Here is a 25,597-nt window from a genome sequence, read left to right on the forward strand (position 1 = left end):
AGTTAAGCAACACGTTCTTGATTGGCAGCATGTAGCGGCACGAACTTGGCAGCCCATTGTTCAAGAATGTCTTGATAAGGTTTGATAAAGTTTTCTTCAGTCCATTTGCCCTGCTTGACTGCCAACTGACCTCGCTCAACACGGTCATATACAACTTGGGTTAATGAATAATCCTGATAATTCAAACTTGGCTGATAGACCTCGCCTGCAGGTGAGTTGGTGTTATAAATTTCAGGACGATAAATTTTCTGGAAACTTTCCATAGTACTGATGGCACTGATCAACTCAAAATCTGTGTAATCATGCAGTAAATCGCCAGAAAAATAGAACGCAAGCGGTGCATTGCTATTTTCAGGTTTGAAGTAACGCACGGTTAAACCCATTTTTTCAAAGTAGTCATCGGTTCGTGAATATTCATCATTTTTATATTCTGTGCCTAAGACAGGATGCACATTGGTCGTACGATAATAAGTTTTTGTGGTTGATACGCTCAGGCAAATCACAGGTTGTTTTTGAAACTCAGCTTGGAACACTGCTGAACTGACCAAATGCTGATAAAGCTTGCCATGTAAATCACCAAAGCTTTCAGGCTTTTCATTTACTTTGCAGCCTAATGCTGGCAAGACCACACTAAAATCATAATCACGAACATACGATGAAAAACTGTTGCCAATCATGCCTTCAATACGTTCATTTGTTTGATGATCTGTGATCGTACTTTTTAGCATTTCAATGAATGGAAAAGTTTTGCCATTTCCTTCAATATCAATTTCTGCAGAAATAATGTCGATTTCAAGCGAATAACGATCACCTTTTGGGTTATCGCAAGATGCCAGCGAGTTAAAACGATTATTGATCATCGCTAAAGTTCTGCGTAAATTTTCCTGACGGCTTTCACCACGCGCCAAATTTGCAAAATTGGTGGTTAAACGCGTGTTGTTAGCAGGTTCATAGTTTTCGTCAAAACGAATACGTTTAATTGAACAGGTGAATGGCTTTGTCATGATGATCTACTACCCAAATTTAAAAAGTTAAAATTTCTGAATGAGGGTATTTATACTGGAACGACAAAGTGAATAAAAATGATTTAACCTCAGTCCAAAGTGAATTTTATTCACCTTAATTTAAAATATGCAGCAAAACATCTAAAAATGATGGTTTTTCTGTTATCCCTTAAATTTAAAAATTAAAATAAATATTTCAATAACAACAAGTTAAAACCAAAAAATATTTTTATTCCGATAAATATTGAAGAGTATATTTTAGAGGACAGCACATAGTTCATTCAGCAGATTTTCAGCCCTGAATGAATGAAACTCAGCTTGAAGTTAGAAAATCTCAGCTTCTGATTGGCTTGGTTTAGCATCTTCGTGATCAAAATGTATTCAGTTGGTCACATCAAAAAACAACGAGAAAAAATCGGCAGGCAAAAAAATAGGTCAATTCGTCAGTTGACCAATTGACCTTACGATAAGCTCACACATTGGAGCTTCTTAGATGATGCAGTTTTATTGAACTTGTGCAGGAAAATCATCTTCTGCCAATGCAGCCGTAATTTGATCTACAGTTGCAGTGCTTTCCACGGTCACAATTTTAGTCGCTAAATCGACTTCAACTTTTGCAGCAGGATCAACATCTTGAATGGTTGCCGTGACACCACGTGCACAACCGCCACAAGTCATATTTTCAATCAATAGTTTCATTGCGAACTCCACACTTCTGCCTTTGTTGAACTGTAGTTTAAAGCTTACCATGCTGGCAAGGTCAAGCCTATTTTGGGCTAAAATTTACTTGACCTTACCATCGTGTCAATCTATATGCTAAACACATCCTCCAAATTATAGAGACGACCATGGACGCAAAACACCCAAATGCCTCTCCCTATCAGGAAACTTTGTCTATAGAAGGCATGACCTGTGCCTCATGTGTCGGGCGTGTCGAAAAAGCCTTAAAAAAAGTCGATGGTGTAGAAAAAGCTGAAGTGAATCTTGCAACAGAAAAAGCACTGATTCACGCATCGCAACCTTTAGACCGTGCACTGCTCATTAAGGCAGTGCAACGTGCAGGTTTTGATGTAGCTGCCATTCAACCAATAGAACTGTCTATTGATGGCATGACCTGTGCCTCGTGTGTAGCACGTGTCGAAAAAGCCTTAAAGAAAGTGTCTGGTGTAGAACAAGCCAATGTCAATTTGGCGACTGAACGCGCATGGATTCAACCGAATGCCACAGTTTCTAGCCAAGACCTGATTCGAGCGATTCAAAAAGCAGGTTATGACGCCAAACTGCTGCAACACGACTCTAACGAACAACACGATAAAAAGAATCTGGAACAGCAACAACTGAAACGTGATTTAGTAATTTCACTGATTTTAGCCTTGCCTGTGTTTATTCTGGAAATGGGATCACACATGATTCCTGCCTTTCACATGTGGGTGATGCACAATATTGGGCAACAACAAAGCTGGTGGATTCAATTTGCTTTAACCACATTGGTGCTGCTGTTACCAGGACGTCGTTTTTATCAAAAAGGGATTCCAGCGCTGTTACATTTTGCGCCTGATATGAACTCTTTGGTGGCGGTAGGAACTTTGGCTGCATACAGTTTTTCATTGGTGGCAACGTTTATGCCGCAGCTTTTACCCGAAGGCACAGTGCATGTTTATTATGAAGCTGCGGCAGTGATTGTCAGTTTGATTTTGCTGGGTCGTTATTTTGAAGCCAAAGCCAAAGGTCGCACCTCGCAAGCCATTCAGCATTTAATTGGCATGCAAGCTAAAACTGCACGTATTCATCGGGATGGTCAAATCATTGAAGTGCCAGTGGCGGAAGTCAGCTCCAATACCATTGTCGAAATCCGCCCAGGTGAGCGCATTCCTGTAGATGGTGAAGTGATCGAAGGTCATAGTTATATAGATGAGTCAATGATTACAGGTGAGCCTGTTCCTGTAGCCAAACAAATAGGCAATCAAGTCGTAGGTGGCACCATCAACCAAAATGGCACACTAAATATTCGTGCCACTGCCATTGGTGAAGCTTCGGTGTTGGCGCAAATTATTCGCATGGTCGAGCAGGCGCAAGGGTCTAAATTACCCATTCAAGCCTTGGTGGATAAAGTAACCATGTGGTTTGTACCTGCCGTGATGTTATTGGCTGCACTTACTTTTATTGTGTGGTTTATTTTTGGCCCAGAACCTGCCCTGACCTTTGGTTTGGTCAATGCAGTCGCTGTTCTAATTATTGCCTGCCCATGTGCGATGGGTTTAGCCACACCGACTTCAATTATGGTGGGAACAGGTCGTGGCGCTGAAATGGGCGTGCTGTTTCGTAAAGGCGAAGCTTTGCAGCTTTTGCAAGATGTTAAAGTGGTCGCGGTGGATAAAACAGGAACGCTCACCGAAGGCAAACCGACATTAACCGATTTTCATGTGCAATCGGGTTTTGATGCAGATCAGGTCTTTGTACTTTTAGCATCGGTAGAAGCGAAATCTGAGCATCCCATTGCATTGGCGATTGTGCAAGCTGCAACAGAAAAGCAAGTCAGTTTACTGCCTGTGACCGAATTTGACAGCATCACAGGTTCAGGTATTGAAGCACTGGTGAATGGTCAACGTATTCAGATTGGTGCAGACCGTTATATGCAACAAATTGGGCTAGATGTTAGCGCTTTTAATGCAGAAGCTGCACGTTTAGGACAAGAAGGCAAAACACCAATTTATATGGCGATTGATCAACAACTGGCAGCCATTGTTGCCGTTGCAGACCCAATTAAAGACACGACTTTTGCTGCTATTGCAGCGTTGCATCAACTGGGTTTAAAAGTGGCGATGATTACGGGAGATAACCGACATACGGCTCAGGCAATTGCTGCACGTTTACAGATTGATCATGTGGTGGCCGAGGTTTTACCTGAAGGCAAGGTCGATGTTGTACGTGAATTACAACAGCAATTTGGACGTGTGGCTTTTGTGGGTGATGGTATTAATGATGCCCCTGCTTTGGCACAAGCCGATGTTGGAATTGCGATTGGTACAGGTACAGATGTTGCGATTGAAGCAGCCGAAGTTGTATTGATGTCGGGCAATTTACAAGGTGTGCCCAATGCAATTGCTTTGAGTAAAGCCACTATCCGCAATATTCGTCAAAATCTGTTTTGGGCATTTATTTATAATATTGCCTTGATTCCAATTGCTGCAGGCGTGCTATACCCGTTTGCAGGTATTTTGCTCTCGCCTATTTTTGCTGCGGGCGCGATGGCATTATCTTCAGTGTTTGTATTGGGTAATGCGCTCCGTTTAAAATATTTCCAAGCAGCACAGGTTTAAATGCAACACACAAAGGGTTTAGAAGATTGTTCTACGCCCTTTTTATGAGAGAAGTCACATGAATATTGGTCAAGCCTCTAAGCTATCGGGTATTTCCAGCAAAATGATTCGTTATTATGAGCAAATTGGTTTACTGGATACCGCCAAACGCTCTGCTTCGGGTTATCGGATTTATTCTGAGCAAGATTTAAAAACTTTGTCTTTTATTAAGCATGCACGGGTTTTGGGTTTCTCTTCTGAGCAAATGAAAGAATTGCTAGGTTTATGGAAAAATGCTGACCGACAAAGTGCAGAAGTAAAGCAGCTCACACTTAAACATATTGAAACCTTAAAACAGAAGATTGCGCAATTACAGGAAATGGCGAACTGGCTACAAAGCTCTGCAGATCATTGCTCTGGCGATGAACAGGCAGATTGTGTGATTTTGAAAGATATTGAATTGGGGAAGTGATTTGGAATTAAGCTTCCCCCATTCAAACAAGACCTGACAGTTATCCACTTGTTAGAAACCATTGTTGTATCTGTCAGCTTAAATTTAACTTAGGAAATCTACATCCCTATCTTTTTAATACATAGCATAAAAAAACTCACACTTTGGGGAAGTGTGGGGGGAAACTTGGAATATCTGTTACTTTATGGGAGCGTATTATATATAAACACAATTTGAATTAGTGAGCATTCTATATAATTTACGAGATAAATTTAACACTTTTTAAGAATCTCTCCGATAAACTGCACAACAATCAAGTTTTAGCACTATTCATTACGCATATTTTAGCGCGGTAATTCATACCCTTTTTCATTAATTAAACGAACCGCAGCATCACAGACTTCTGCATCATAAATTGTACCGTGTCCACGTATGACTTCTGCAAGTGCGACATCTACCCCTAATGCGAGGAGAAATAAATGACTTTAAGTCAAATACGTCTGGCGATACTAAGTCACGAGATAATTTAGGCATACTTTACCCTGCACCCAACCGATGAATGGTTTTTAGACTGACTTCGCTCACTACAGGTACGACAATATTCTGAAAAGACATCACGATATTTCCTATTTACTTGCAAGCCTGATTGAATCAATCTCTTTTATCATCTTACAAGCTATTGATCATTTTTTAAGGCATTTAAAGGTTGAAATTTAAGGAAATTTTATAAAAAACTCCAAGCTCAAACTCAAAAACCACATTACGACTTCATCTATTTTGTGAAATACCTCTCATTTTTAAACGATAAATTTTTTAGAATGATTTATGCTATATCACACATCAATAAACGAAAATTGAATAACAAGAGAGTTTGATCTATGCCACATTCTTACCACCTCGAAAAACACTATATTGAACGGTCTGGATGGTTACGTGCTGCAGTATTGGGTGCGAACGATGGGATCATTTCTGTGACCAGTTTGGTCGTGGGGATGGCAGCCAGTGGTGCATCTTCTCAAACATTGTTAATTACCTGTATTGCAGGCTTAATTTCGGGCGCTGCTTCTATGGCAGCAGGTGAATATATTTCGGTGAAATCTCAACAAGACATTGAACAAAATGACCTTGCGATGGAAGCACGCGAATTAAAACTCAATCCAGAGCATGAACTAAAAGAACTCACCAATATTTATATGATTCGTGGTTTAGATGCCGAATTGGCAGAACAAGTTGCCATACAACTGACTGCTCACAATGCTCTAGATGCCCATGCCCGTGACGAAATTGGTATTTTAGAACACACCTCAGCGCAGCCATTTATGGCAGCTTTTTCATCGGCATTGGCATTTACTATAGGTTCATTATTCCCGTTGGTGTCTATTTTACTCTTACCTGAACATCTGTTAGACAAAGGCGTGATGTTGGTCGGTGTAATCAGTCTAGGGGTTATGGGTGCGCTTGCCAGCTATGTCGGTGGCGCAAGTATGTGGAAAGGTGCATTGCGTGTCATGATCTGGGGTATTGTCGCCATGGTATTCAGTGCGTGGATTGGTTCAATGTTCCATGTCGCTGTGGCTTAAAATCTAGAAAACTCAGTATAAAAATCTGCCCTATCTTTGGATAAAAATATGTTCAGAGATAGGGCAAGCTTCAGAAATAACATGAATGAACAGCTTATCCATGCAAAGTTTATATCTCTAAAACTTCTATCTTCAAAGTTAATCAAATAAAACTACAACAGATTCAGCCCACAATTTTAAGTCAGTTTTAAGTTTCAAATTTTAAACTAAAGCATCTTAAAGTCTTTTGAATCATTGACAATGTCTAAGCAGCCCGAATCACCACTTGCTCCATCTATCTTTGCCCGACTACGCTTTTGGCAAAAACCGATTTCTTTATTCTATTTCAATCTACTGCTTGCCCTATGGTTAGGCTTGGTATTGAACTATGGATTTTATGAGAAAATTCAACAATTCACACCTTATCAGGGCATTAAAGCCATAGGCTTATTGATTGCAACTGTGATCGTCATCGTATCGGCGTATCATCTGTTGCTGCAATGGCTAAACTGGCGTTGGAATGCCAAAATATTAGCCAGTATTTTGATTGTAGTCGGTGGATTCAGCGCTTATTTTGTTAATAGCTTGGGCGTAGTGATTACCGCAGACCAAATTCAAAATATGCTGCAAACCGATGTACGTGAAGTACGTGATCTTTTGTCTGTACGCTTAGTGGTTTGGAGTGTGCTGTTTGTACTATTGCCATTGGTCTTGGTGTGGTCTGTTAAAATTCAGCCGACTCATTTTGCCCGTCAATTACTGCAAAAGACTTTAGGCAGTGTAGTTTCGATTGTGCTGATTTTGGGTTTATTGTTCTGTTTTTATGTGGATTATGCTGCAATCTTCCGCGAGCATCGTGATTTAAAAGGCATGCTTTCTCCACAAAATGCGATTGCCTCTAGTCTATCGTATTATAAAAAGAAAGCACCCAAACAGAATTTGCCGCTGCTGCGCTATGGTGAAGATGCACATTTAATTCAACGTGCGCAAACAGGCATAGCACCCAAAATTATGCTGTTGGTGGTTGGTGAAACTGCACGTGCCGAAAGCTTCTCACTGAATGGCTACGCAAAAAACACCAATCCTGAACTGTCCAAACTGCCTGTGATTAATTTCACTCAAGTCAGCTCATGTGGTACAGCCACGGCTGTTTCTGTGCCGTGCATGTTCTCGGGGATGCCACGCCAAAACTATGATGAACAACTGGCAAATCACCGTGAAGGATTACTGGATATTGCCCAGCATGCTGGTTATCAAGTCACTTGGATTGATAACAATTCAGGCTGTAAAGGTGCTTGTGATCGGGTGCAGCAATATCAAATTCCTGCAGCGCTAAAACAAAAATGGTGTGATGCTAGCGGTGAATGTTTAGATGAAATTTTAGTGGACAGTTTACAGGCTTATCTTGCTCAGCTTGACCCGAAAGACATGCGCTCACATTTAATTGTATTGCACCAAATGGGCAGTCATGGACCTGCTTATTTCAAACGCTCAACCGCAGCTTATCACCCCTTCCAACCGACGTGTAACAGCAATGCGATTCAGGGGTGCAGTGCCGATGCCTTACGCAATACCTATGACAACTCGATTGTCTATACCGACCATGTTTTAAGTCAGTTGATTCAAACTTTAGAGCAACAAAAAAACTATCAAACAGGTTTTTGGTATTTGTCTGATCATGGAGAATCGACAGGCGAACATGGTTTATATTTACACGGCGCACCGTATTCTATGGCACCCACTCAACAAACTCATGTACCGATGCTGATGTGGTTTTCAGAAACTTGGCAACAACAAAATGCTGCGCAAGTGAATTGCTTAAAAGCACAACGCCAAACAGCATTGAGTCAGGACAATCTTTTCCCAAGTTTATTGAGCTTACTAGATGTAAAAAGCCAAGTGATTGATCCGAAAAATGATATGCTGAATCAATGTTCTGCCCCATCTACCACTCAACCGCAGCACGAGTCGTAACATGCCTAAAATATTAATCATTGAAGATGATTTTATGATTGCCGAATCGACCCAAACCTTGCTCAAGTTACAGCAATTTGATGTTACTTGGGTGAACAACGGGATTGATGGCTTAAAGCAATTAGAGCAGCAAGATATCCAGTTGGTGTTGCTGGACTTAGGCTTACCCATGATGGACGGCATGCAGGTATTAAAAAACATTCGCCAGTTACATCTACAATTGCCCGTGCTGATTATTTCTGCGCGTGATCAATTGCAACAACGGGTGGATGGTTTAAATCAGGGTGCAGATGATTATTTAATTAAACCCTATGAATTTGATGAATTACTGGCGCGAATTTATGCCCTGCTCAGACGTAGCGGCGCACAAAATCCTGTAAACGATACCGCACATATTTTAAGTTATGGCGATTTAGTCTTAGATACCGAACAACATTTGGCAAAATTCAAAGGTGAATATATCGAATTGTCGAATCGTGAATGGGCAATTTTAATGGCTTTGGTCAGCCACCCTAATAAAATTTTCTCTAAAAGTAATTTAGAAGATAAATTATATGATTTTGACAGTGAAGTCAGCAGCAACACCATTGAAGTCTATATTCACCATTTACGCGCCAAACTTGGCAAGGACTTTATTCGTACCATTCGTGGTTTGGGCTACCGTTTAGGGCAAATTTAATGCAATCCTACTCTTTGCAAAAACGTCTGATTGTTTATGTTTCTATCTTTAGTGTCATGTTGGGCTGCGTTTTGGTATTTGCAGCGTATCGAATTGCCCTAGAAGAAATGAATGAAATTTTAGATGCACAAATGCAAAGTTTGGCGGAACGCATTGCAGCAAACCATCCAGAACCTACACAAAGCCAAATCAATTTAAATCAGAGATATAGTGAAGAAGACTTATTTGTCGATATTTGGTCATATACCGATGCAACACCACAATTACACCCTCAAGGTGTGTTGCTACAACCCGTAGAAAAACCAGGGTTTTATAATCATCAAACTGAAGTTGGACTGTGGCATACCTATATTTTGCCGCAGGAAAATCTACAAATTCAAATTAGCCAGCAAAACTCTGTGCGCCAATATTTAGCTTTAGAGTTAGCGGCAAATATGTTTATTCCTTACGCGCTATTTTTACCCTTTGCCCTTTTGGCTTTGGGTTGGCTCATTCGTCATAATTTCCAACCGCTCAATGACTTTAAAAGCGAATTGGCACGTCGTAAAGCGCAGGATCTCAGCCCGATTCACATGTTGGATTATCCTGTCGAGCTTGCACCTACGATTCAGGAAATGAATCAGTTATTTACGCGAATTTCTGCCGCACAGCAGGAACAGCGCCAGTTCGTTGCCGATGCTGCACATGAGTTACGTACCCCGCTCACCGCACTTAATTTACAAGTACAAATTTTATTGCAGCAATTTCCACATAGTGATGCTCTCAATAATTTAAGCCAAGGGGTTTTGCGTTTACAGCATTTGGTCAATCAGTTATTAAGCTTAGCCAAGCAAGATGCCTCAGATAGTCTAATTGAAAGCGATCAAGCTCTATCTTTAAATCAAATGACCATTGCCTGTGTGGAACAGCTCATTCAATTGGCATTGCAAAAAGATATTGATTTAGGTGTCGAACAACGCCAAGAGTTGAATATTCATGGACAAAGTTCTGCTTTGCATTCCATTATTTATAATTTAATTGATAATGCGATTAAATATACCCCCAAACAAGGCGTGATTAATGTGACTATTTTTCAGCAAGCGCAGCATGCTATTTTGCAAATTGAAGACAGTGGTGCAGGCATTGACCCCGCACTATTCAATCAAATTCGACAGCGTTTTTACCGTATTCATAACCATGCGGAAATTGGTAGTGGTTTAGGTTTATCTATTGTAGATAAAGCCACGCAACGCTTAGGTGCAAGTTTAGAGTTTTCTAAAAGTGCCAGTTTAGGTGGTTTATGTGTGCAGGTTAAATTTCCTCTGCTTTAAAATCGGATTTTAAGTTAAATTTTGATTGTGGCAATTTATGCGCCAAGAACGCATAAGCGACTAAGTTCAAACACCAAGTAATCCAGCCTGTCCAAAGGTTATGACTAAAAAAATGTGCCCCGCGCATCATTTGCGCCCAGCCCATCCCCATGCCTAAAATACATGCTGCAATTAAGAAAAAATAAGCACGTTTAGGTTGAGCAACCCGATAAACAAAATACCCTACCAATAAAGCAAAACCACTTGAGGCATGCCCACCAGGAAAACAATGCCCTGCCGTTGCACTTAAATCCCACCAAACGCCATGCGCTGTAGCAATGCTCATATCCCACGGGCAAGCATGTGCCGACTGCGATTTAAGTATTGCGATCACACTGGTCGAAATCACCACCATCCAAAAGAAATAGCCAAACTCCCAACGACGAGCACGTAATTTTTGAAATCTGAAAGACAGCAACCAAGCCAGCAAATAGCTCAGATATACTGCAATCAGGATATATTTGACATAACGATGATTTAATTCAGCCAATGCCCAATTTTGTCGCAGTGGAAATTCTGCATGTGCATCTATAAAAGGTTGAATTAGGTGTAAATCTAGCATGCCTGCAACGCTAAAAAAATTGAGCAATATCAGCAAACTCAGAAGGAGTAAAATTGCTTGAAGAAGTAAAAATTTTGAATGCTGATGCCGCATTAGGATTACTCAACTCACTATCTATTCTAAAGTCTATCTTATGCTTTTTTGAAGGATTAAGCAGGAATCAGGCATGCGCCCCAAGTCAATGTGATAATTGCCAAAGCAACAAATTGCGCTGCACTGCCCATATCTTTGGCATTTTTAGACAAGGGGTGTTGCTCCATCGAAACACGATCGACCACAGCTTCAATAGCAGAGTTAATGAGTTCGACAATGATGGCAAGTAAACACACCACAATCATGAGCACTTGTTCAACACGACTGACAGGCATGAAAAAACTGAGCGGGATCAGCAGTGAATTAATCAGAATGATATGCCGAAATGCCGCTTCATTTTGAAAGGCGGCTTTAAAGCCTGCCAAAGAATAGCCTGTGGCATTCAAAATCCGTTGTAAACCAGAAGTGCCTTTGTAAGGAGAGCGTGGAAGCATAGTGAATCTGATTTGAAATAAATCGGATGTTAAGTGGTTTAGCTTAAAATTGGCTTAACTATAACCTTTTGAGGCTATTAAATTAAATCGGTGTAATATGTAACATTATGAGTGCCCTATTGAATAATAAGACTCCATCTAAAGTAAGCTGTAAATACCATCAATTTCTTATTGTTGAATCTAAGGTTGTATCAATTGCTCGGCTTCAACTTGCTTCATCTCAAAATCAGGACTTTCTTTGGCTTGAATAATTTGCACAGGAATAAACCGCACTTGAACCACACTTGGTTTTCCACGTGGGTCTTGTGCTAATTTTTGATTCAATGCAGAAATCTGTTGAGGTTTTGGCGCTATATCTCCACGCAAGACTACGCGAATTAAAGTCATCTCTTTACGCCGATCAAACTGCACCGTATCAATCAAATTATTATGTTGATTAAATTGACTTTCAATCAAGCTTTCTACCTGATGTTCATACATCTGTTTATTTAACATCATCATAAAGTTAAAGCTTAAATAGATACCCAGCGCAAAAAGTACTAAAAGACTCACGATATTTCTTTTAATAAATTCAATTACTGTGCTATTTACTTCTTCATCTGAACCGCGTCTAAAACCAGCTGCCCATAACACCAGTGAAGAACTAATTTGAATAGCAACAATATTGGTCAGTGCCAACAGCAGAGCATTTGCTGCATGTTTCCATTCCAGATGCGCAATTAATATGCCACTTGCAACCAGCGGCGGTACCAAAGCAGTCGCAACTGCAACGCCAACAACAGCCACAGACAGACGTGGTGAAACGGCTGCAAATGCCCCTGCTGCACCACCCGCAAGTGCAATCATTAAATCCATAATGGTAGGCTGAGTTCTAGACAGAATTTCATGGGTGATAGGTAAGTTAATATTGATAAGACCTAAAATGATGCCAATACTGACAATCATCGACACACCTAAAACTAAGGTTTTAAATGCTGTTTTAAAAAACAACCATCGATTATCAATAAATGCTAAAGCCATACCTGAAATAGGACCAAGCATCATCGCAACCAGCATTGCACCAATCACCACTGCCGCTGAATTAGACAATAAACCATAGCCTGCAATAATAGCTGCCAAAGCATTCATTATAAAAAAGGTTTTGCTTGGCAAGGCATCGGCCTGAATATTCAGCCGTACTTGTTTATGATCAATCTTTTTAGAGTTTTCGCGCTCCGCTTGTTTGTATTTCAGCTTTTCTTTCAGAAGTTCATATTTTTCTTGTTCAGGACTGTCTTCAACCACAATCGTTGGATCTTGATCTTTTTCCATCGCATGCCTCTGTGTTAGCTGAATAGGAATCTATCCAAATTCTCATGTAGCCGTAGACTTTGTGCAATTCCGCCCAGCATGTTTGGCTTCATACAATTTATTATCTGCAAGTTTAAGCACTTCAGAAATATCCTCTGCATCTTTAAACCAAAATGCGATACCAATTGAGATGGTAATTTCACCCATACCATTAATATTGGTTTGTTGCATGGTCGTTCTTAAACGCTCCGCAGCTTTATATGCCACACTTGGGTCGGCAGTCGTCATCAGCACTAAAAACTCTTCGCCCCCAGAACGGCAACAAATATCATGATCCCTAAAATTAGTTTGCATTATTTGGGCGAGCGTTTGCAGTACCATATCACCTTGATCATGCCCATAGTGATCATTAACTTTCTTAAAGAAATCAATATCAATAGACAATGCTGCAAACTCAGTTCGGGTTTTGACCAACTCATTTAAAAATAATTGCATCCCACGACGGTTATATAAACCTGTCAATGGATCAGTATTGACGTGATGCTTTAACTCCGCAATCCGATGACTAAAGGTTTCCGAACTGAGTAATAATGAGGTTCTAAACTTTGATACCTCGAAATACCACGGGTCAACTTCTTTAATTTTATCTTGAATTTCAGCCTGATTCAGCATACTTGCCATACGTGCCAAGCGGTTCAAAGGTGAAGAAATAAAGCTTGAGATATACCAAACCAATAAGAAAATAAATAAGTAAAAAATAAAGATTCCAACCGATAGTTTTAAAATCAAGGTATTGGCTTGTGCAAGTAAATCCTCTGTCGGCTGCTGAGAAACCACAATCCAATTTACACTTGGAATATGTGCAAAACCTGCCAAATTATCTATACCTAAACTATTTTTTAAACGGATTGAGCCATTTTTATGCTGATTAATATAATCCAACACCGTATTGTTGATAATTTTTTCACCAATACGATTTTTATCTGGATGAAAAAAAATACGGTTATGTTGATCAATCACATACATATAACTTTTTTTATAGTCATATTGTGTATTCAGCATTGTATTTAATAAGTTTTTCCGTTGTAAATAAATCGTACCACTGATCATCCCTAAATAATTATCTTTGCCATTATAAACAGGTTGAGACATCATGACCAAAAGATTATTTTTTACAGACCAATAGGGTGTAGAAATATAAGTTTTCTTTTTTTCAGTTGACTCTACTATACCCAATGAATTATAATCTTGACCGAAATTAAAATTCAAACTACTGGGTGCAAATGCCAAAACATGCTTATTTTCACCCACAATTAAAACACTATTAAAGTTATCAGACTGATTCTTTAAACGCTCTACTTCAGATTTTCTTACATCTATATTATAAAAATTTTTCTCTAATACTTTAGCACTATATTCTAATTCTTTTAACATATTAGTAAAATGCTGATTGGCATTGGTCGCAATTTTTTCTGCATACTTTTCATTCACTGAAAGTGAATTTTGAATTAATTGTTGTTTAATTGCATAATTCAAAATAAAAATACTTACGACAAATAAGCCTGATACACTTAAAATTGTGGAAATTAAAATAAGCTTACGCAGATCCAATCCAAGTCGTAGTAAAAAATGTTTCAACAGTTCCTACCCCAAAAACTCAAAAACTGTGACAATTGCCAATTTTAACACATAATTTTACAACTCAATCACATAATTTTAAAGCAATTTTAAAGCAATATAGTTGAATTTTTGATTACTCCATAAGTGTCCATATAAAATGAACAATCCATAAGTAAGTCAATATGGACATAAAAATAATAAATTTGATATGAAGAATCAATATTATCTTTTTCTACTTTTTTCAATCTCCATTTTTACCTATGCTCAAGAACTAGACTTCATTCAATATTCAGATATTTCATCAATTCCTCAAATTGTTTTGAATCCAAAAATCCAAACAGAACTTCAAACATTGTTAAAGCATGATTATCTAAAATTTCAATCTAATTTCGACAATTACTCAGCGCCATATTTACTGAAAACAGATGAGGCTCTGTATTATGAAGGTCGGTCTGGAAGCAGTTTAGATGCTTCATCAGCGATTGTGTTTAAAGATGGGCGATTGTTTGCTGCAATATATTTTTCCAATACCAAGACCTTAAAATACTTTAGCAACGATGCCAGTTGCTCAGAACAGTTACATCCTGCGATTCAAGTTTTTGCTCATCAGCGTGAAATTCAAGGTATTGAATATGCAACAGCTAGAGCCAATACCGCTTTAAAATATAATTTTGGCCCCGCTTCAAAATGTGAAACCTATTTTAAAAAGTTAGAAAGATAGCTGAACTTAAATGCTAACCTAAGATTTTAATATCATGAATTATTTATATTTTTTTCACATTAATGTCATTTTTGATTTTTACCATGAAATCTATATCTACAATGATGCTTATGAACAATGAAAAAAACACCACTAACTTTAGCTTTATTAGCTTCGACAATTTTCTTAACGGCATGTACTGATGATGGGGACAATGGTCAAAATGGATTGAATAGTTTGATTCAACAGACGCCTTTAGTACTTGGAAATGATGATTGCTGGAGTGCTGGAACACGTATTGAAAGCGGTTTGGATAAAAATCAAAATGGTGAGTTGGATGCGAATGAAATTCAGCAAAGCTCCATCCAGTGTGGTCCAAACTTATTTGCCCAAGGTGTTGCATTGCCTTACCAAAATTTAACAAGCTTTAAGGCGAATGGAACAACTATTGCGAGTGCATTTACTCTTCGACAGGGTGGCTTTGGCTCTGATGTTGCTGCCCATCCTACGAACAATAAACAATTTTACGCAATCACAGATCGTGGCCCAAATGCTGACTATAATGATGGCGTGAATGGTGCTGGTAAGATTTTTCCAATGCCAGACTATGTACCTAAAATTGGGTTATTTGAGGTACAAGATGATGGCTCAATCAAACTCATCAAAACGATTTTATTAAAAGATCGTGATGGAAATAATATTAGTGGATTACCGAATACTGCAGCACTAGGTGGTACAGGCGAAACACCTTACGATATTCATGGTAAGGTCATCACTAAAGATCCGTCAAAGCCTTATGACCCAATAACGAACCCTATCAAACTTGATGATTACGGTCTCGATTCTGAAGGTTTGGCAGCATTGAATGATGGTACATTCTGGGTGAGTGATGAATATGGTCCTCACATTGTGCACTATGATGCCAATGGAAAAGAAATTGGTCGTATTAATCCTTTTGTAAATGATGTGCGCAATACCTTCACTTTACCGCAAGAATTTAGTTATCGTCGTGCCAACCGTGGTATGGAAGGTTTAACCATTACACCTGACCAAAAAACATTGGTTGGGATTATGCAATCGACAATGGACTTACCGACCAAAGCTGTTAATAAATCAACCTTAACACGTATTGTGACGATCAATCTTGAAACAGGAAAAGTTGCTCAGTATCTCTATCGTCAAGAAATTGATGCTAACTCAAACTCAGCTATTATTGCGATTAATGATCATGAGTTTTTAGTACTGGAACGTGATGGCAAATTCCTTAAAGACAATCCGAATATCATGAAACATGTTTATCGTATTGATCTGAAGGATGCTACCAATTTGGAGGATATCGCAACTCAGGGCGATCTAGTACAAGATCCTAAACTTGGTTTAACGATTGCAGGTAAAACCCTCGAGCAATATTTCATGAATAACGATAAAAAATGGGAAGCATTACAAGCACTAAATATTCAACCAGCAAGTAAAACATTGGTATTGGATATGGGTAAACGTGTAAGTTATGCACATGACAAAATGGAAGGTTTATGGTTGATTAACCGACAAACCCTTGGAATTGTGAATGATGATGACATGGGGCTTTGGACAACCAATGGTTTAGAGCAAAAGTATTTGGATAATGTACGCATGCGTGTCGATACACCGACCTTATATATTGCCGATAAGTTAAATCTTTTTAACCCATAACCATAAAAAAAGCCCAAAAGCTAAAACTTTTGGGCTTCTTAAATTCAACTAATTTTTTCAGACTTAAACCAATATTAATTACCGAATGATATCAGCTAAAACATCTGCCAGCTTTTGCCCACTCTTACGATCAATTAAACGTGCTGACATACCAAATTCAGTTGGACCACTGTAATCAGCTAAAAGAGTATCTCCAATAAATAAAATGTCTTTGGCATGACATTGTAATTTATCAATTAGATATTGATAAATTTGTGACTCTGGTTTAATTGCTCCAACCTCATAACTCCAAGCATAAGCATCAAGAGAAGGTAAAAATGAAGAAACAACTTTTCCATATGGCATCGCTAAATTCGAGCATACTGCCAATCTGAATCCTAGTTTTTTTAATTCTTCCAAAGTTGATAAGGTATCTTCATACAGTCTAATAGAGCGTAACTCTTCATCTAAATCATGCTCAAGTTCTTGCATAAATTGGTCTGGAATATTTACTGCTAATCGCTTTGTAAGCTCTGCCAAATTCAAATTGTGGGACATAATAAATTTGGCATCATCAGGTTTTGGTTGTCGCCCATTTTCTTTTAGCCATTTCATTAATTTTCTATATGGGGAACGTCTTTCCTCTATTTTTACAAGTGTACCAAACACGTCAAAAATAATGACTGAAGGCTCAATATGGCCTGCTTTTATAAATAATTCCATATTTTTACAACCAATTAAATTGAATTTTACTTTTTGTTGAGATTACCATAAGAGCATTGCTATAAAAATTAAGGGAGATATTTGATATCTCCCTTTGATTATTTTATTCACTGAAATTTGCAAACATAATTTTAGGAAAATTTTTCATAAAGTGGCGTCTAACATGATTGAAGTCACTGAGATCATGTTGATTTTTTTCAAAATAATTCACCCAGGCTAAAGTCGCATCTTGGTCATTTAAGTTGGGGTTAACATTCAGAAACAAAGCTAAATCAAATGTACGGTCAATATTAAACTCTTTGATTAGTGCAATAGCAGTTGAACGAACTTCCTCTGAAACAGAGAATTTTGGAGAAAAGTAGTTATTCATAGCTGAACTTCCTTAAAAAACTATATAATGAAATTTAGAACGGCTAATTTGTTTTTTAATAAAACAATATAACCTGCTGGAGGTTAAATTATCATGGTAAAAGTTATTTATCAAGTTAAATTAACCTGCTGTAGGTTAATTTTTTAATTTAAAGGTTGTTATGATTAGATGTAGGTTGTCAAATTTGATGGGTGAACGAAAAATTTTAAAGTTAAGTGAGGTAGCTCAAGCGACTGGTATTAATCGTAATACGCTCACAAGTCTTTACTATGATCGTGCAGTACGAATTGAACTTTCAGTCGCTGATACCTTATGTAAATATTTTAATTGTAATATGCAAGATTTATTTGAATATACCAATGAGCCTAGAAAAAGGGATGGTGCTTAGTAAAATATCATCCGTTTTTAAAACTTAATAGGATGCTTTAAATACAACTTAGGATCATTCCAAATTTCCTGAATGTATTCTTTCTCTGCAAAGTCTCGTAGTATTCTAGCTCTTAACGTATCAAAACCATCCCAATAATCTAAATTTTCATCTGTAAATTTATCGGATAAATCACTTGCCCAAGGGATATGATGTAATTTTTCTACAATTGTTAATGGATGAACTGTTCCAGTCAAAATCAGTTTAAACTGTTCTTTTGAGAGAAGGTGGCTGGTTATATTTACCTTGGCGGTGTAATATCGCAGGAGTACTTTTGTCAAAAAACAAAAATATAACAATGAATTATATCCACCAACACCATTTACGTCACTGATATGATATGGAGGATAAAAAGTCTCAACTGCGTAATTTTCATAAATTTTAAGAATAATTAACTCCCCTTTTTCTGATAATTCGCGAATAAATTTTATTTCTTGCACTTTTGATGCAGATAAATATTCATTACTAGGGTCCGAACCTAAAAGCAGCTTTATATCTTCATCTAAATATTCATTTAAACGTTTGTGCTGAATATAATAGGGAGTCTGTTTACCAAAGAGTAACCAGTTTGGATTCACTGAAGTATGTTGCGCTATTTTTTTCAATTGTCCGAAGGTGGGTTCTAATTCTGCTCTAAACCATGCTTCAGCCTCATCAGCCGTATCTTCATTGATCTTAAAAGCTAATTCAGCAATTGTAAATTCATTAAAATGATAAATTTTTTTCAATTCACTTAATACAAAATTTAAACGTTTAGCTACCACTTTTTTTCGCTCTGTCGGAGATCGAGCTCGAAGAAAGTTTTCAACGATTTTTGCTGCTTCAACTTGAATGTTGTCATTCATGACGAATGAATCGTAAAGTCGAGAGGTCGCTTCTGCATTGATAGAGCGTTGATTCACTTTCGCTGCAGCATCAATTTTAGCTTTTAGCTCTTCAGGAATACGAAGATTAAATTGGATATCTTTCTTACTCATACATTTTTAAGTCGGTAAAAAATAGCACTAGCATTATGCTATAAAAAAAGAGTTGACATAAGTGTTAGCATATTGCTATGTTAGCAATATGCTAACAATTGGTGTGATGCACATGAAACAGACGAATCTTCGTTTACCCATAGATTTAGTTTCTTGGGTCAAACAAATGGCAAAGCAAAGACATCAGTCAATGAATGCTTTTTTTATTACAGAATTGGAACGATTAAGAAAAGAGGAACAGAGAGAATTGACAAAAAAGTAATTATTTTCATTCGGCAAAAAGTATAAAAGCCCATGCCGGAACATGAGCTTTTATGAATGTCTTGATTGGCGTCCAGACACTTCGATTTTGATGGATAGGGGCATTTTTGTCAATCCTATCCCAAGGACACTTTTTGCCTGTTTTTTAATAAACAGGAGGCTCAAAATGAGCACTAAACTTAAAAATGGTCAGTCACGCTACCAATCAAAAGCCAAAGTCGTGACCATTAAAAAATTTCAGTTATTGACATTGGTTAAGACAACTGATCGTTTAAATGATGCAGCGTTTGAAAAACATGGTGATGCTTACCTTGAATTCCCTGTGATTATTCAGGGAGATGGCAACCCTTCTGACGTCTTTAATCTGTATTTGCTGAAAAAATTACAACAAACAATACAGTATGATTTTAAAACATTTTCTTCAATTGCTAACCAATTAATTGATTTTCAGCGATTTTTAGAAGATGAAGAGCTAGATTGTTTGAAATTTCATAAACTAAAACAGTTGAATGCGATTTTTAAATATCGTGCTCGTCTTATTGAGCAAGCGAATGCAGGTCTAATTTCAGCTCGCTCTGCAAGTAATCGAATTAATGCGGTAGTGAATTTTTATCGATTTCTCGTTACAGAAGACTTAGTTGATCATCAGCGCTATGGCATACCGTTTAAAGATGTCTACAAATATATTGCCGTGGATAATGAGTTTGGCGCACGTCGAAAAATGGCAATTAAGTCACATGATCTTGCAATTCATGTTCCTGCTAAAGCCCAAAACTCTGAAGCAATTGTAGATGGGGGTGAATTAAGCCCACTTACTGTTGAAGAGCAAGCTATTGTATTAAAAGCACTGCAAAAATCATCACGTGAATATCAGCTGATGTTTTATCTTGCACTCTTTACAGGTGCCCGGTTACAAACCATTTGTACTTTACGAATCGAAAATTTATTTAATCGTGAGTCTGATAGCCATGGTTTCATCCGTCTGCCTGTTGGAGCGGGAACAGGCGTGGATACTAAATTTCAAAAGCCAATGACCTTATTGATCCCCAATTGGTTAGCTCAAGATCTTAAAATCTATATCAATAGTGAGCAAGCGCGTCTGCGTAGACAGAAGTCTGGCTACGGTGATTCTAATGAAAACTATGTATTTCTCACCAAACTGGGTACATCTTTCTACACCAGCAAAGCAGAACAGCAAGAGCTGATAGAGCAGATCAAAGCCTCTGACTCATTTGGGGCGAGGCTGAAACTGTATGAGGGTGAAGCGGTACGTAGTTATTTAAAAGTCGTGCTATTACCCGAAATTCGCTTGATTGATCCACAATTTAAAAGTTTCAAATTCCATGACTTACGTGCCAGTTTTGGGATGAATCTGCTTGAAAGTCAGTTACAGCATTTGCCAGATGGGCATTCTGCTATGACCGCTGTTGAGTATGTGCAAGCCCGTATGGGACATCGTAACATCAGCACGACTTTGCAATATTTGAATTACAAATCTCGCTTAAAGTGGCGTAGTAAAATTCAGCATGAATATGAATCAAGCTTAATGAAATACGTGATGTCTTCTGTCAATTTAGCGGGAGAATTGTTATGAATTTTAGACACTATCCGATTTTTGTGCATATCTCAGATATTAACAAACAAATTAATGAGCATGAGCGACTTGTTCTCGTCTGCAAAGATAAAACTGCTGCATTTGGTTTTAAGAAATTAGATATTGGAACTCTGTTTTATCGGAAAAGAGTATCTGGCGAGGCGTTGTCAGAACAACAGTTATCTGCATCTTTTGATGAAAAAAGACGTTATTTTTTGCAATGCTTAACGGACTATTTGTTGCAAATGAGCGGATCAGATTTGTCCAAAGTACTATTTTATTACACCAGTAAACTTTTTTTAGATTGGGTGGATAGCCAAAAGAAAAATTATGATTTTTCAAATCAAGACAGTGTGATAGATGCGTATCGTCGTTACAGCAAATATTTAGTTGATCGCACTTTGTTTGCAGATACTGATGCAGAAAGCTTGGCTGCACATACAGCAAAGCTATATCAGCGTAATGCGGCGAAGTTAATCGCATATGTATTTGACTGTCATGAAATTGATATTGTTAGTCAAGCGATGCAAGTACAGTCTCAGCGTTATGATATTCCTGTTTTTCCAATTGCTAAAGAAGATCATCAGAAGACGTATGCAACTTTGTTGAATGTCTTTCTTGAAATTCATCGTATAGTTGTACAAGAAAATGACTTTCCTGCGCATTTTCAATCTGTGGATCAGGAAGATTTTTATTTTTACTCGGGCTTTCATCATCAAATTGAAAAACAGCATATCCAGTTTGATATGCAGAATTATTTAGCCAAATATCCAATTATTCCAGCCCTTTCCAAAATGCTGGCTGATTTTGAGTTAGAAGAAGATAGTGAGCATCGAAAACGTGTACGTGAAAATCGCAATCAAGCGATTCGTAAGCTTGAAGAACGTAATAAAGACAAGCGACATTTAGAGCGTGAAAGACTTGCTTCCTATGGTCTTTGCATTGGCATGTTGTTATTTATCGCACAAACGGGGGCAAATTTAGATACTGCTCAGCAATTACAAATAGGAACAATGGAAAACCTACCAAGTACTCAAGGACGACGCTTTTCAGGTACAAAAAGTCGTGCTGGCGGGAAAGAAGTTCAACCCGAATTTGGGGTGAAATTTGAGCCAGTTTTTAGGAAGATTCTGGAACTTCGCGAATGGTATGTACAAGATGAAGCATGTGATTTTGTCTTTCCATTGCGCAACGAAATTCAGCAATTGAGACCTGTAGGCAACGGCAGATTACAATTAATAAAAAATTTTTTACAGCGCATTTTCCCGAAAATGGTTTGGATTACGCCACAGCAGTGGCGTAAACATAAAAGCAGTCAAACTGTTGAATTGAGCGATGGCGATATATTGCTGGAAGCTGAAGTGATGGGGCATTCACTTGATACAGCAAGAAATAATTATGTACGTACTTCATTCAAAGATGCAGCTCAACAAATTTCACAGTTCTTTAATGAGCTGCGAGAAGTTGCCGTCTCAAAAACTCGAACGCTTGAACGAATTTCGGTGCAAATGTTAGATGAAACTATTGATGCTCAACCCTCACCTGTCGGTGCATGTGCCTCTATCTATCCACAGCCTGAAAAAGCTTTAGGCTTTACAGAACAAGCTCCTACACCGAACTGTCAGCAATTTGAGCATTGCTTATTCTGCCAACACTATGCAGTCCACGCTGATGATGAAGATGTGCGTAAGCTTTTATCACTGAAAAGTCTGCTCGGCTACGTCAAACAAAAAGCAACGGATTTGATCAAATGGGAGTCGCAGTTTGGTGTGGTTCTACATCGTATTGATGAAGTACTGACTGAGTTGTCAAACGCTTATGAAACTTTAAGAGATCGCATTTTGTCGATTCAGGAAGAAGTGGAAAGTGGTGATTTAGATGCGTATTGGCTGAATCATTTTGAATTATTACTTGATTTGGGGTGGATCGCATGAGTTCATTTAATTCATATTTATATTCATTGGGTATTGCTGAACTGTTTTTACCTGATGAGTACAATCTACAAAATAATCAGCTGACTGTTCCCTCATCTTTTATTCTATCCCGAATGCCAAATGGAGCAACATTGTCTAAATACGGAGATCAGGTTTGGGACTTTTCACCGTATATGCCGAATTGCCATTGTAGATTAAATTTTAATACATGGCTTCACAGTGCACGTGAAGATGATTTTATCTTCTGTCAAATTCGCACCGAAATGAAAAAAATTGTTTTTGCGCTGTTATACGTCAAAACAGGTAAGCCGATTATCAAAAGTATTGAAAATCGATTTACTGTGCTACGACATTTAGCTGCAATTGCATATCGAAATGGCTGTACTTTACAGCAACTTTTTACAGATGTAGTCTATATTACAAAATTACAAGAAGCGTATATGGGATTCAGTTTTAGAATTGCTTCATGTCTCAAAGCTTTGTTGAAAGATTGCTTTTCTATACAGCAGCAATACCCTGACCTTATTCCTGCATTTAATGTCTATAAGCCAATTTTGCATCTGGAAAAAGTCATTGCCAAATTGCGGATACAATCCAACAAAATTGGACCGCAAACCAAACTTATTCCTTCTAGAATTTATATAAATTTAATCAATGGGTTGTCGGAAAAACTAACAGAATTTAACCAAAATGCACCTGCCTTACGACAATGGTTTCAGCGCATCCTGCAAGATAAGGCTTTTGCCCTGATGCCAAGCGAGTTTAAACGGACACAGCATGGAACAAGTTTTACCGATGCTCGAGATTTGCTTGGTTTAACTGATTTTTTTGAAAATAATAATATTAAAAAACACGCGAATTTAACTCGCTATATCACGTTAATTCAAGGTATAGCAAAGCTTTGGATTCACCTATTTGCAGGTATGCGTGACAATGAAGTGAATCAACTGTCTTATGACTGCTATCAAACTGTTCAGAGTAATGAGCATGTTGTGCATGTATTGATGGGTTATTCCTCTAAACTGCATGGCGGTGGTAATAAATCGACATATTGGATCACGTTTGAAGATATTAAGTCTGGTGTTAATGCTGCGCAAAGTATTGGTGAGATCTATGCATTGCTTAATCCACATTATGATTTTTCTAATCCGTCGGAATATCCCTTATTTCCAACAAGATTTTCTCAAAAATATCGACATAAAAAAAATCTGAATATCGAGAAGGAAACGGATTATGTATCACACTTTAACGGAGCACCTATTCGTTCATATTCGAGTTTTAATCATTACATACCTCGAATCCTGTCTGTTGTTGGTGATGATCTACGAATTTGTGAAGAGGATTTGGCGGAATTAGAAGCTTTCGATGGTTTCCGCAACTGGCGTGAAGAAAAAGACTGTCAAATTGGTCAATATTGGAATATTTGTACCCATCAATTCAGGCGCTCACTGGCTGTGTATGGTGCTCGTTCAGGTGTTATTGGACTTGGGGCTTTGTCAGTTCAATATAAGCATTTAACCGAAGCAATGACTTTGTATTATCGAGATAATGCTATATTTGCTCCAAATATTTTAGCCGGTGATAGCCAAAAGGAATTTATTCAAGAGCTGGAATATCAGCGTTTAGTGCATTCTTATGCGCAATTTGAAGAGGGTGTGATTAATAGCTCTAGTAAGCTATTTGGTGGTGCAGGAACCTACTTACAGTTGCAAAAAGACCGTGAGCAGTTATTGAAAGTTTTTCCAGATCGGGATGAAACGATTAAGCGCATGAAGAGGGGTGAAATTGCCTATAAGCCAAGTCTATTTGGTGCCTGTACCAACCCTGATTCTTGCGAAAAAATTTCGTTTACTGCGATTACCAGTTGTTTGAGTTGTGCCCATGCTGTGTTTGATGCAACAAGTGCTGAAAAAATGCAAAAAGCGGTTCATCGACTACAACGGCAGCGAGATACGCAAATCCAAAGCAGCTTGCTATACGGGCAAATGGACAGTGATATTTTGGCATTAAACAAAATGATTCAAAAAATTAAAACGATTAATATTGAGGTGTAAAGTATGAGCGCACTTAATGATTATTACGCTGCTTTAGAGCGATTAAAAGCCAACAAACCGATTGTTCTACCGAAGGGCTCTGCCATTAATAATGATACGGTTGCAATGGAAGCTGGACGTAAACGAGGCTCGATTAAAAAGAGTCGTCATGCTGCATTAATTGAGGCAATTGAGCAAGCTGCACAGGCAGTTGGGCAAAATGTTCTTTCGCCTGCCCAGCAAATTGAGCAAGCGAAAACTAAGACCAAAGCGGTGAAAAGTGATTATGAGCAGCTGAAAGAAGATTATGAAAAACTGCTGGAAAAGTGCAATTCGCTGTTGTGCGAAAATTTTGAGTTGAGGCAGAAAAGTTAAATTTATCTTGGAAATGTCCTATGCCACATGCATAGGACATTGAAAGTTCTATTGGATGGGCATTTTAAAATCAATTATTTTATATATTTTTTCTCTGTACACGACAAATTTCACAGAACCCTTATCCTATCAGGGTTCTGCCTTCTTAAAATTGCCAAAATTTCCTTAAACTCTTCTTTTTTCCCAAAACCAATTAAACGCTGAATCGCCATTTGAAC

General features: G+C 38.1%; 23 protein-coding genes. 14 read left to right on the forward strand and 9 right to left on the reverse strand.

The features are described 5' to 3' along the window. Positions 1-2: 2 nt before the first annotated feature. Entirely contained in the window at positions 3-1,004 is a 1,002-nt protein-coding gene (locus tag HX743_RS10900) for a putative oxygenase MesX (protein ID WP_154320486.1), read from the reverse strand. A gap of 504 nt (positions 1,005-1,508) precedes the next feature. Then, the gene (locus HX743_RS10905) at positions 1,509-1,703 is read right to left on the reverse strand and encodes a heavy-metal-associated domain-containing protein (RefSeq protein ID WP_004970528.1); all 195 of its coding nucleotides are present in this window, start codon (positions 1,701-1,703) and stop codon (positions 1,509-1,511) included. 149 nt (positions 1,704-1,852) lie between these two features. On the opposite strand from HX743_RS10905, the gene HX743_RS10910 reads away from it, so the two are divergent. The 6 genes from HX743_RS10910 to HX743_RS10935 all read left to right on the forward strand — a co-directional run bounded on the left by HX743_RS10910 (position 1,853) and on the right by HX743_RS10935 (position 10,276). After that, entirely contained in the window at positions 1,853-4,324 is a 2,472-nt protein-coding gene (locus HX743_RS10910) for a heavy metal translocating P-type ATPase (protein ID WP_178319218.1), read from the forward strand. Between the two features lie 58 nt (positions 4,325-4,382). Then, positions 4,383-4,775, forward strand: a complete 393-nt coding sequence (gene cueR / locus HX743_RS10915; protein WP_178319219.1) for a Cu(I)-responsive transcriptional regulator — start codon at positions 4,383-4,385, stop codon at positions 4,773-4,775. An 857-nt stretch (positions 4,776-5,632) separates the two neighbouring features. Continuing rightward, positions 5,633-6,334, forward strand: coding sequence for a VIT family protein (locus HX743_RS10920; RefSeq protein WP_178319220.1), 702 nt, complete (start codon positions 5,633-5,635; stop codon positions 6,332-6,334). A gap of 240 nt (positions 6,335-6,574) precedes the next feature. After that, positions 6,575-8,287, forward strand: coding sequence for a phosphoethanolamine transferase (locus HX743_RS10925; protein WP_178319221.1), 1,713 nt, complete (start codon positions 6,575-6,577; stop codon positions 8,285-8,287). 1 nt (position 8,288) lies between these two features. Continuing rightward, complete coding sequence (locus tag HX743_RS10930; protein WP_104852307.1) at positions 8,289-8,966, forward strand: response regulator transcription factor; 678 nt, start codon at positions 8,289-8,291, stop codon at positions 8,964-8,966. Further along, complete coding sequence (locus HX743_RS10935) at positions 8,966-10,276, forward strand: HAMP domain-containing sensor histidine kinase (RefSeq protein ID WP_178319222.1); 1,311 nt, start codon at positions 8,966-8,968, stop codon at positions 10,274-10,276. The genes HX743_RS10930 and HX743_RS10935 overlap by 1 nt, the downstream gene beginning before the upstream one ends. On the opposite strand, the gene HX743_RS10940 is transcribed toward HX743_RS10935, so the two are convergent. The 4 genes from HX743_RS10940 to HX743_RS10955 form a co-directional block, all read right to left on the reverse strand. Then, on the reverse strand, positions 10,257-10,970 hold the full coding sequence (locus HX743_RS10940; protein ID WP_178319223.1) for a phosphatase PAP2 family protein: 714 nt from the start codon (positions 10,968-10,970) through the stop codon (positions 10,257-10,259). The two genes, HX743_RS10935 and HX743_RS10940, sit on opposite strands and share 20 nt — an antisense overlap. Before the next feature lie 56 nt (positions 10,971-11,026). Then, positions 11,027-11,404 (reverse strand): diacylglycerol kinase, encoded by a 378-nt coding sequence (locus HX743_RS10945; RefSeq protein WP_178319224.1) that lies wholly within the window; start codon positions 11,402-11,404, stop codon positions 11,027-11,029. 180 nt (positions 11,405-11,584) lie between these two features. Beyond that, positions 11,585-12,715 carry a TIGR00341 family protein gene (locus HX743_RS10950; protein WP_178319225.1) on the reverse strand — a complete coding sequence of 377 codons (1,131 nt, stop codon included), beginning with the start codon at positions 12,713-12,715 and terminating at the stop codon, positions 11,585-11,587. A gap of 42 nt (positions 12,716-12,757) precedes the next feature. Further along, positions 12,758-14,332: a sensor domain-containing diguanylate cyclase gene (locus tag HX743_RS10955; RefSeq protein ID WP_178319226.1), complete on the reverse strand. Its 1,575-nt coding sequence runs from the start codon at positions 14,330-14,332 to the stop codon at positions 12,758-12,760. Positions 14,333-14,522: 190 nt separating this feature from the next. On the opposite strand from HX743_RS10955, the gene HX743_RS10960 reads away from it, so the two are divergent. Together HX743_RS10960 and HX743_RS10965 are read left to right on the forward strand one after the other, a co-directional pair. Then, positions 14,523-15,035, forward strand: a complete 513-nt coding sequence (locus tag HX743_RS10960) for a hypothetical protein (RefSeq protein WP_178319227.1) — start codon at positions 14,523-14,525, stop codon at positions 15,033-15,035. A gap of 117 nt (positions 15,036-15,152) precedes the next feature. Beyond that, a complete protein-coding gene (locus HX743_RS10965; protein ID WP_178319228.1) occupies positions 15,153-16,706 on the forward strand; it encodes an esterase-like activity of phytase family protein in 1,554 nt (517 codons plus the stop codon). A 78-nt stretch (positions 16,707-16,784) separates the two neighbouring features. Here the strand turns inward: HX743_RS10965 and HX743_RS10970 are convergent, their stop codons facing one another. Both HX743_RS10970 and HX743_RS10975 read right to left on the reverse strand, forming a co-directional pair. Then, the gene (locus HX743_RS10970) at positions 16,785-17,408 is read right to left on the reverse strand and encodes an HAD family hydrolase (protein ID WP_178319229.1); all 624 of its coding nucleotides are present in this window, start codon (positions 17,406-17,408) and stop codon (positions 16,785-16,787) included. A gap of 103 nt (positions 17,409-17,511) precedes the next feature. Next, positions 17,512-17,778 (reverse strand): hypothetical protein, encoded by a 267-nt coding sequence (locus tag HX743_RS10975; RefSeq protein ID WP_178319230.1) that lies wholly within the window; start codon positions 17,776-17,778, stop codon positions 17,512-17,514. 160 nt (positions 17,779-17,938) lie between these two features. Here HX743_RS10975 and HX743_RS10980 point away from each other — a divergent pair, with 160 nt between their 5' ends. Further along, on the forward strand, positions 17,939-18,166 hold the full coding sequence (locus tag HX743_RS10980; protein WP_026443898.1) for a helix-turn-helix transcriptional regulator: 228 nt from the start codon (positions 17,939-17,941) through the stop codon (positions 18,164-18,166). Positions 18,167-18,183: 17 nt separating this feature from the next. Here the strand turns inward: HX743_RS10980 and HX743_RS10985 are convergent, their stop codons facing one another. After that, positions 18,184-19,182, reverse strand: a complete 999-nt coding sequence (locus tag HX743_RS10985) for an Arc family DNA-binding protein (RefSeq protein ID WP_178319231.1) — start codon at positions 19,180-19,182, stop codon at positions 18,184-18,186. A 112-nt stretch (positions 19,183-19,294) separates the two neighbouring features. Here HX743_RS10985 and HX743_RS10990 point away from each other — a divergent pair, with 112 nt between their 5' ends. From HX743_RS10990 to HX743_RS11010, 5 genes are all read left to right on the forward strand, one after another. Beyond that, positions 19,295-19,444, forward strand: a complete 150-nt coding sequence (locus HX743_RS10990; RefSeq protein ID WP_228153534.1) for an Arc family DNA-binding protein — start codon at positions 19,295-19,297, stop codon at positions 19,442-19,444. Positions 19,445-19,609: 165 nt separating this feature from the next. Then, positions 19,610-21,037: a site-specific integrase gene (locus HX743_RS10995; protein ID WP_178319232.1), complete on the forward strand. Its 1,428-nt coding sequence runs from the start codon at positions 19,610-19,612 to the stop codon at positions 21,035-21,037. Beyond that, positions 21,034-22,971: a hypothetical protein gene (locus HX743_RS11000; protein WP_178319233.1), complete on the forward strand. Its 1,938-nt coding sequence runs from the start codon at positions 21,034-21,036 to the stop codon at positions 22,969-22,971. Before HX743_RS10995 ends, HX743_RS11000 begins: the two co-directional genes overlap by 4 nt. Further along, positions 22,968-25,025, forward strand: coding sequence for a hypothetical protein (locus HX743_RS11005; RefSeq protein WP_178319234.1), 2,058 nt, complete (start codon positions 22,968-22,970; stop codon positions 25,023-25,025). The genes HX743_RS11000 and HX743_RS11005 overlap by 4 nt, the downstream gene beginning before the upstream one ends. 3 nt (positions 25,026-25,028) lie before the next feature. Beyond that, positions 25,029-25,379 carry a hypothetical protein gene (locus HX743_RS11010; protein ID WP_178319235.1) on the forward strand — a complete coding sequence of 117 codons (351 nt, stop codon included), beginning with the start codon at positions 25,029-25,031 and terminating at the stop codon, positions 25,377-25,379. Positions 25,380-25,597: the final 218 nt, after the last annotated feature.

The organism is Acinetobacter sp. Swhac1, from assembly GCF_013390985.1.
GTDB classification, from domain to species: Bacteria; Pseudomonadota; Gammaproteobacteria; order Pseudomonadales; family Moraxellaceae; genus Acinetobacter; species Acinetobacter towneri.

Excerpts from the sequence above, each read along its gene's own strand:
- HX743_RS10925 (WP_178319221.1), top strand. The coding sequence starts at position 6,575 with ATGTCTAAGCAGCCCGAATCACCACTTGCTCCATCTATCTTTGCCCGA.
- HX743_RS10950 (WP_178319225.1), bottom strand. The coding sequence starts at position 12,715 with ATGGAAAAAGATCAAGATCCAACGATTGTGGTTGAAGACAGTCCTGAA.
- HX743_RS10995 (WP_178319232.1), top strand. The coding sequence starts at position 19,610 with ATGAGCACTAAACTTAAAAATGGTCAGTCACGCTACCAATCAAAAGCC.
- HX743_RS10965 (WP_178319228.1), top strand. The coding sequence starts at position 15,153 with ATGAAAAAAACACCACTAACTTTAGCTTTATTAGCTTCGACAATTTTC.
- HX743_RS11010 (WP_178319235.1), top strand. The coding sequence starts at position 25,029 with ATGAGCGCACTTAATGATTATTACGCTGCTTTAGAGCGATTAAAAGCC.
- HX743_RS10940 (WP_178319223.1), bottom strand. The coding sequence starts at position 10,970 with ATGCGGCATCAGCATTCAAAATTTTTACTTCTTCAAGCAATTTTACTC.
- HX743_RS11000 (WP_178319233.1), top strand. The coding sequence starts at position 21,034 with ATGAATTTTAGACACTATCCGATTTTTGTGCATATCTCAGATATTAAC.
- HX743_RS10910 (WP_178319218.1), top strand. The coding sequence starts at position 1,853 with ATGGACGCAAAACACCCAAATGCCTCTCCCTATCAGGAAACTTTGTCT.
- HX743_RS10985 (WP_178319231.1), bottom strand. The coding sequence starts at position 19,182 with ATGAGTAAGAAAGATATCCAATTTAATCTTCGTATTCCTGAAGAGCTA.
- HX743_RS10935 (WP_178319222.1), top strand. The coding sequence starts at position 8,966 with ATGCAATCCTACTCTTTGCAAAAACGTCTGATTGTTTATGTTTCTATC.
- HX743_RS10960 (WP_178319227.1), top strand. The coding sequence starts at position 14,523 with ATGAAGAATCAATATTATCTTTTTCTACTTTTTTCAATCTCCATTTTT.
- HX743_RS10945 (WP_178319224.1), bottom strand. The coding sequence starts at position 11,404 with ATGCTTCCACGCTCTCCTTACAAAGGCACTTCTGGTTTACAACGGATT.
- HX743_RS10905 (WP_004970528.1), bottom strand. The coding sequence starts at position 1,703 with ATGAAACTATTGATTGAAAATATGACTTGTGGCGGTTGTGCACGTGGT.
- cueR (WP_178319219.1), top strand. The coding sequence starts at position 4,383 with ATGAATATTGGTCAAGCCTCTAAGCTATCGGGTATTTCCAGCAAAATG.
- HX743_RS10980 (WP_026443898.1), top strand. The coding sequence starts at position 17,939 with ATGATTAGATGTAGGTTGTCAAATTTGATGGGTGAACGAAAAATTTTA.
- HX743_RS10900 (WP_154320486.1), bottom strand. The coding sequence starts at position 1,004 with ATGACAAAGCCATTCACCTGTTCAATTAAACGTATTCGTTTTGACGAA.
- HX743_RS10975 (WP_178319230.1), bottom strand. The coding sequence starts at position 17,778 with ATGAATAACTACTTTTCTCCAAAATTCTCTGTTTCAGAGGAAGTTCGT.
- HX743_RS11005 (WP_178319234.1), top strand. The coding sequence starts at position 22,968 with ATGAGTTCATTTAATTCATATTTATATTCATTGGGTATTGCTGAACTG.
- HX743_RS10930 (WP_104852307.1), top strand. The coding sequence starts at position 8,289 with ATGCCTAAAATATTAATCATTGAAGATGATTTTATGATTGCCGAATCG.
- HX743_RS10990 (WP_228153534.1), top strand. The coding sequence starts at position 19,295 with ATGAAACAGACGAATCTTCGTTTACCCATAGATTTAGTTTCTTGGGTC.
- HX743_RS10920 (WP_178319220.1), top strand. The coding sequence starts at position 5,633 with ATGCCACATTCTTACCACCTCGAAAAACACTATATTGAACGGTCTGGA.
- HX743_RS10970 (WP_178319229.1), bottom strand. The coding sequence starts at position 17,408 with ATGGAATTATTTATAAAAGCAGGCCATATTGAGCCTTCAGTCATTATT.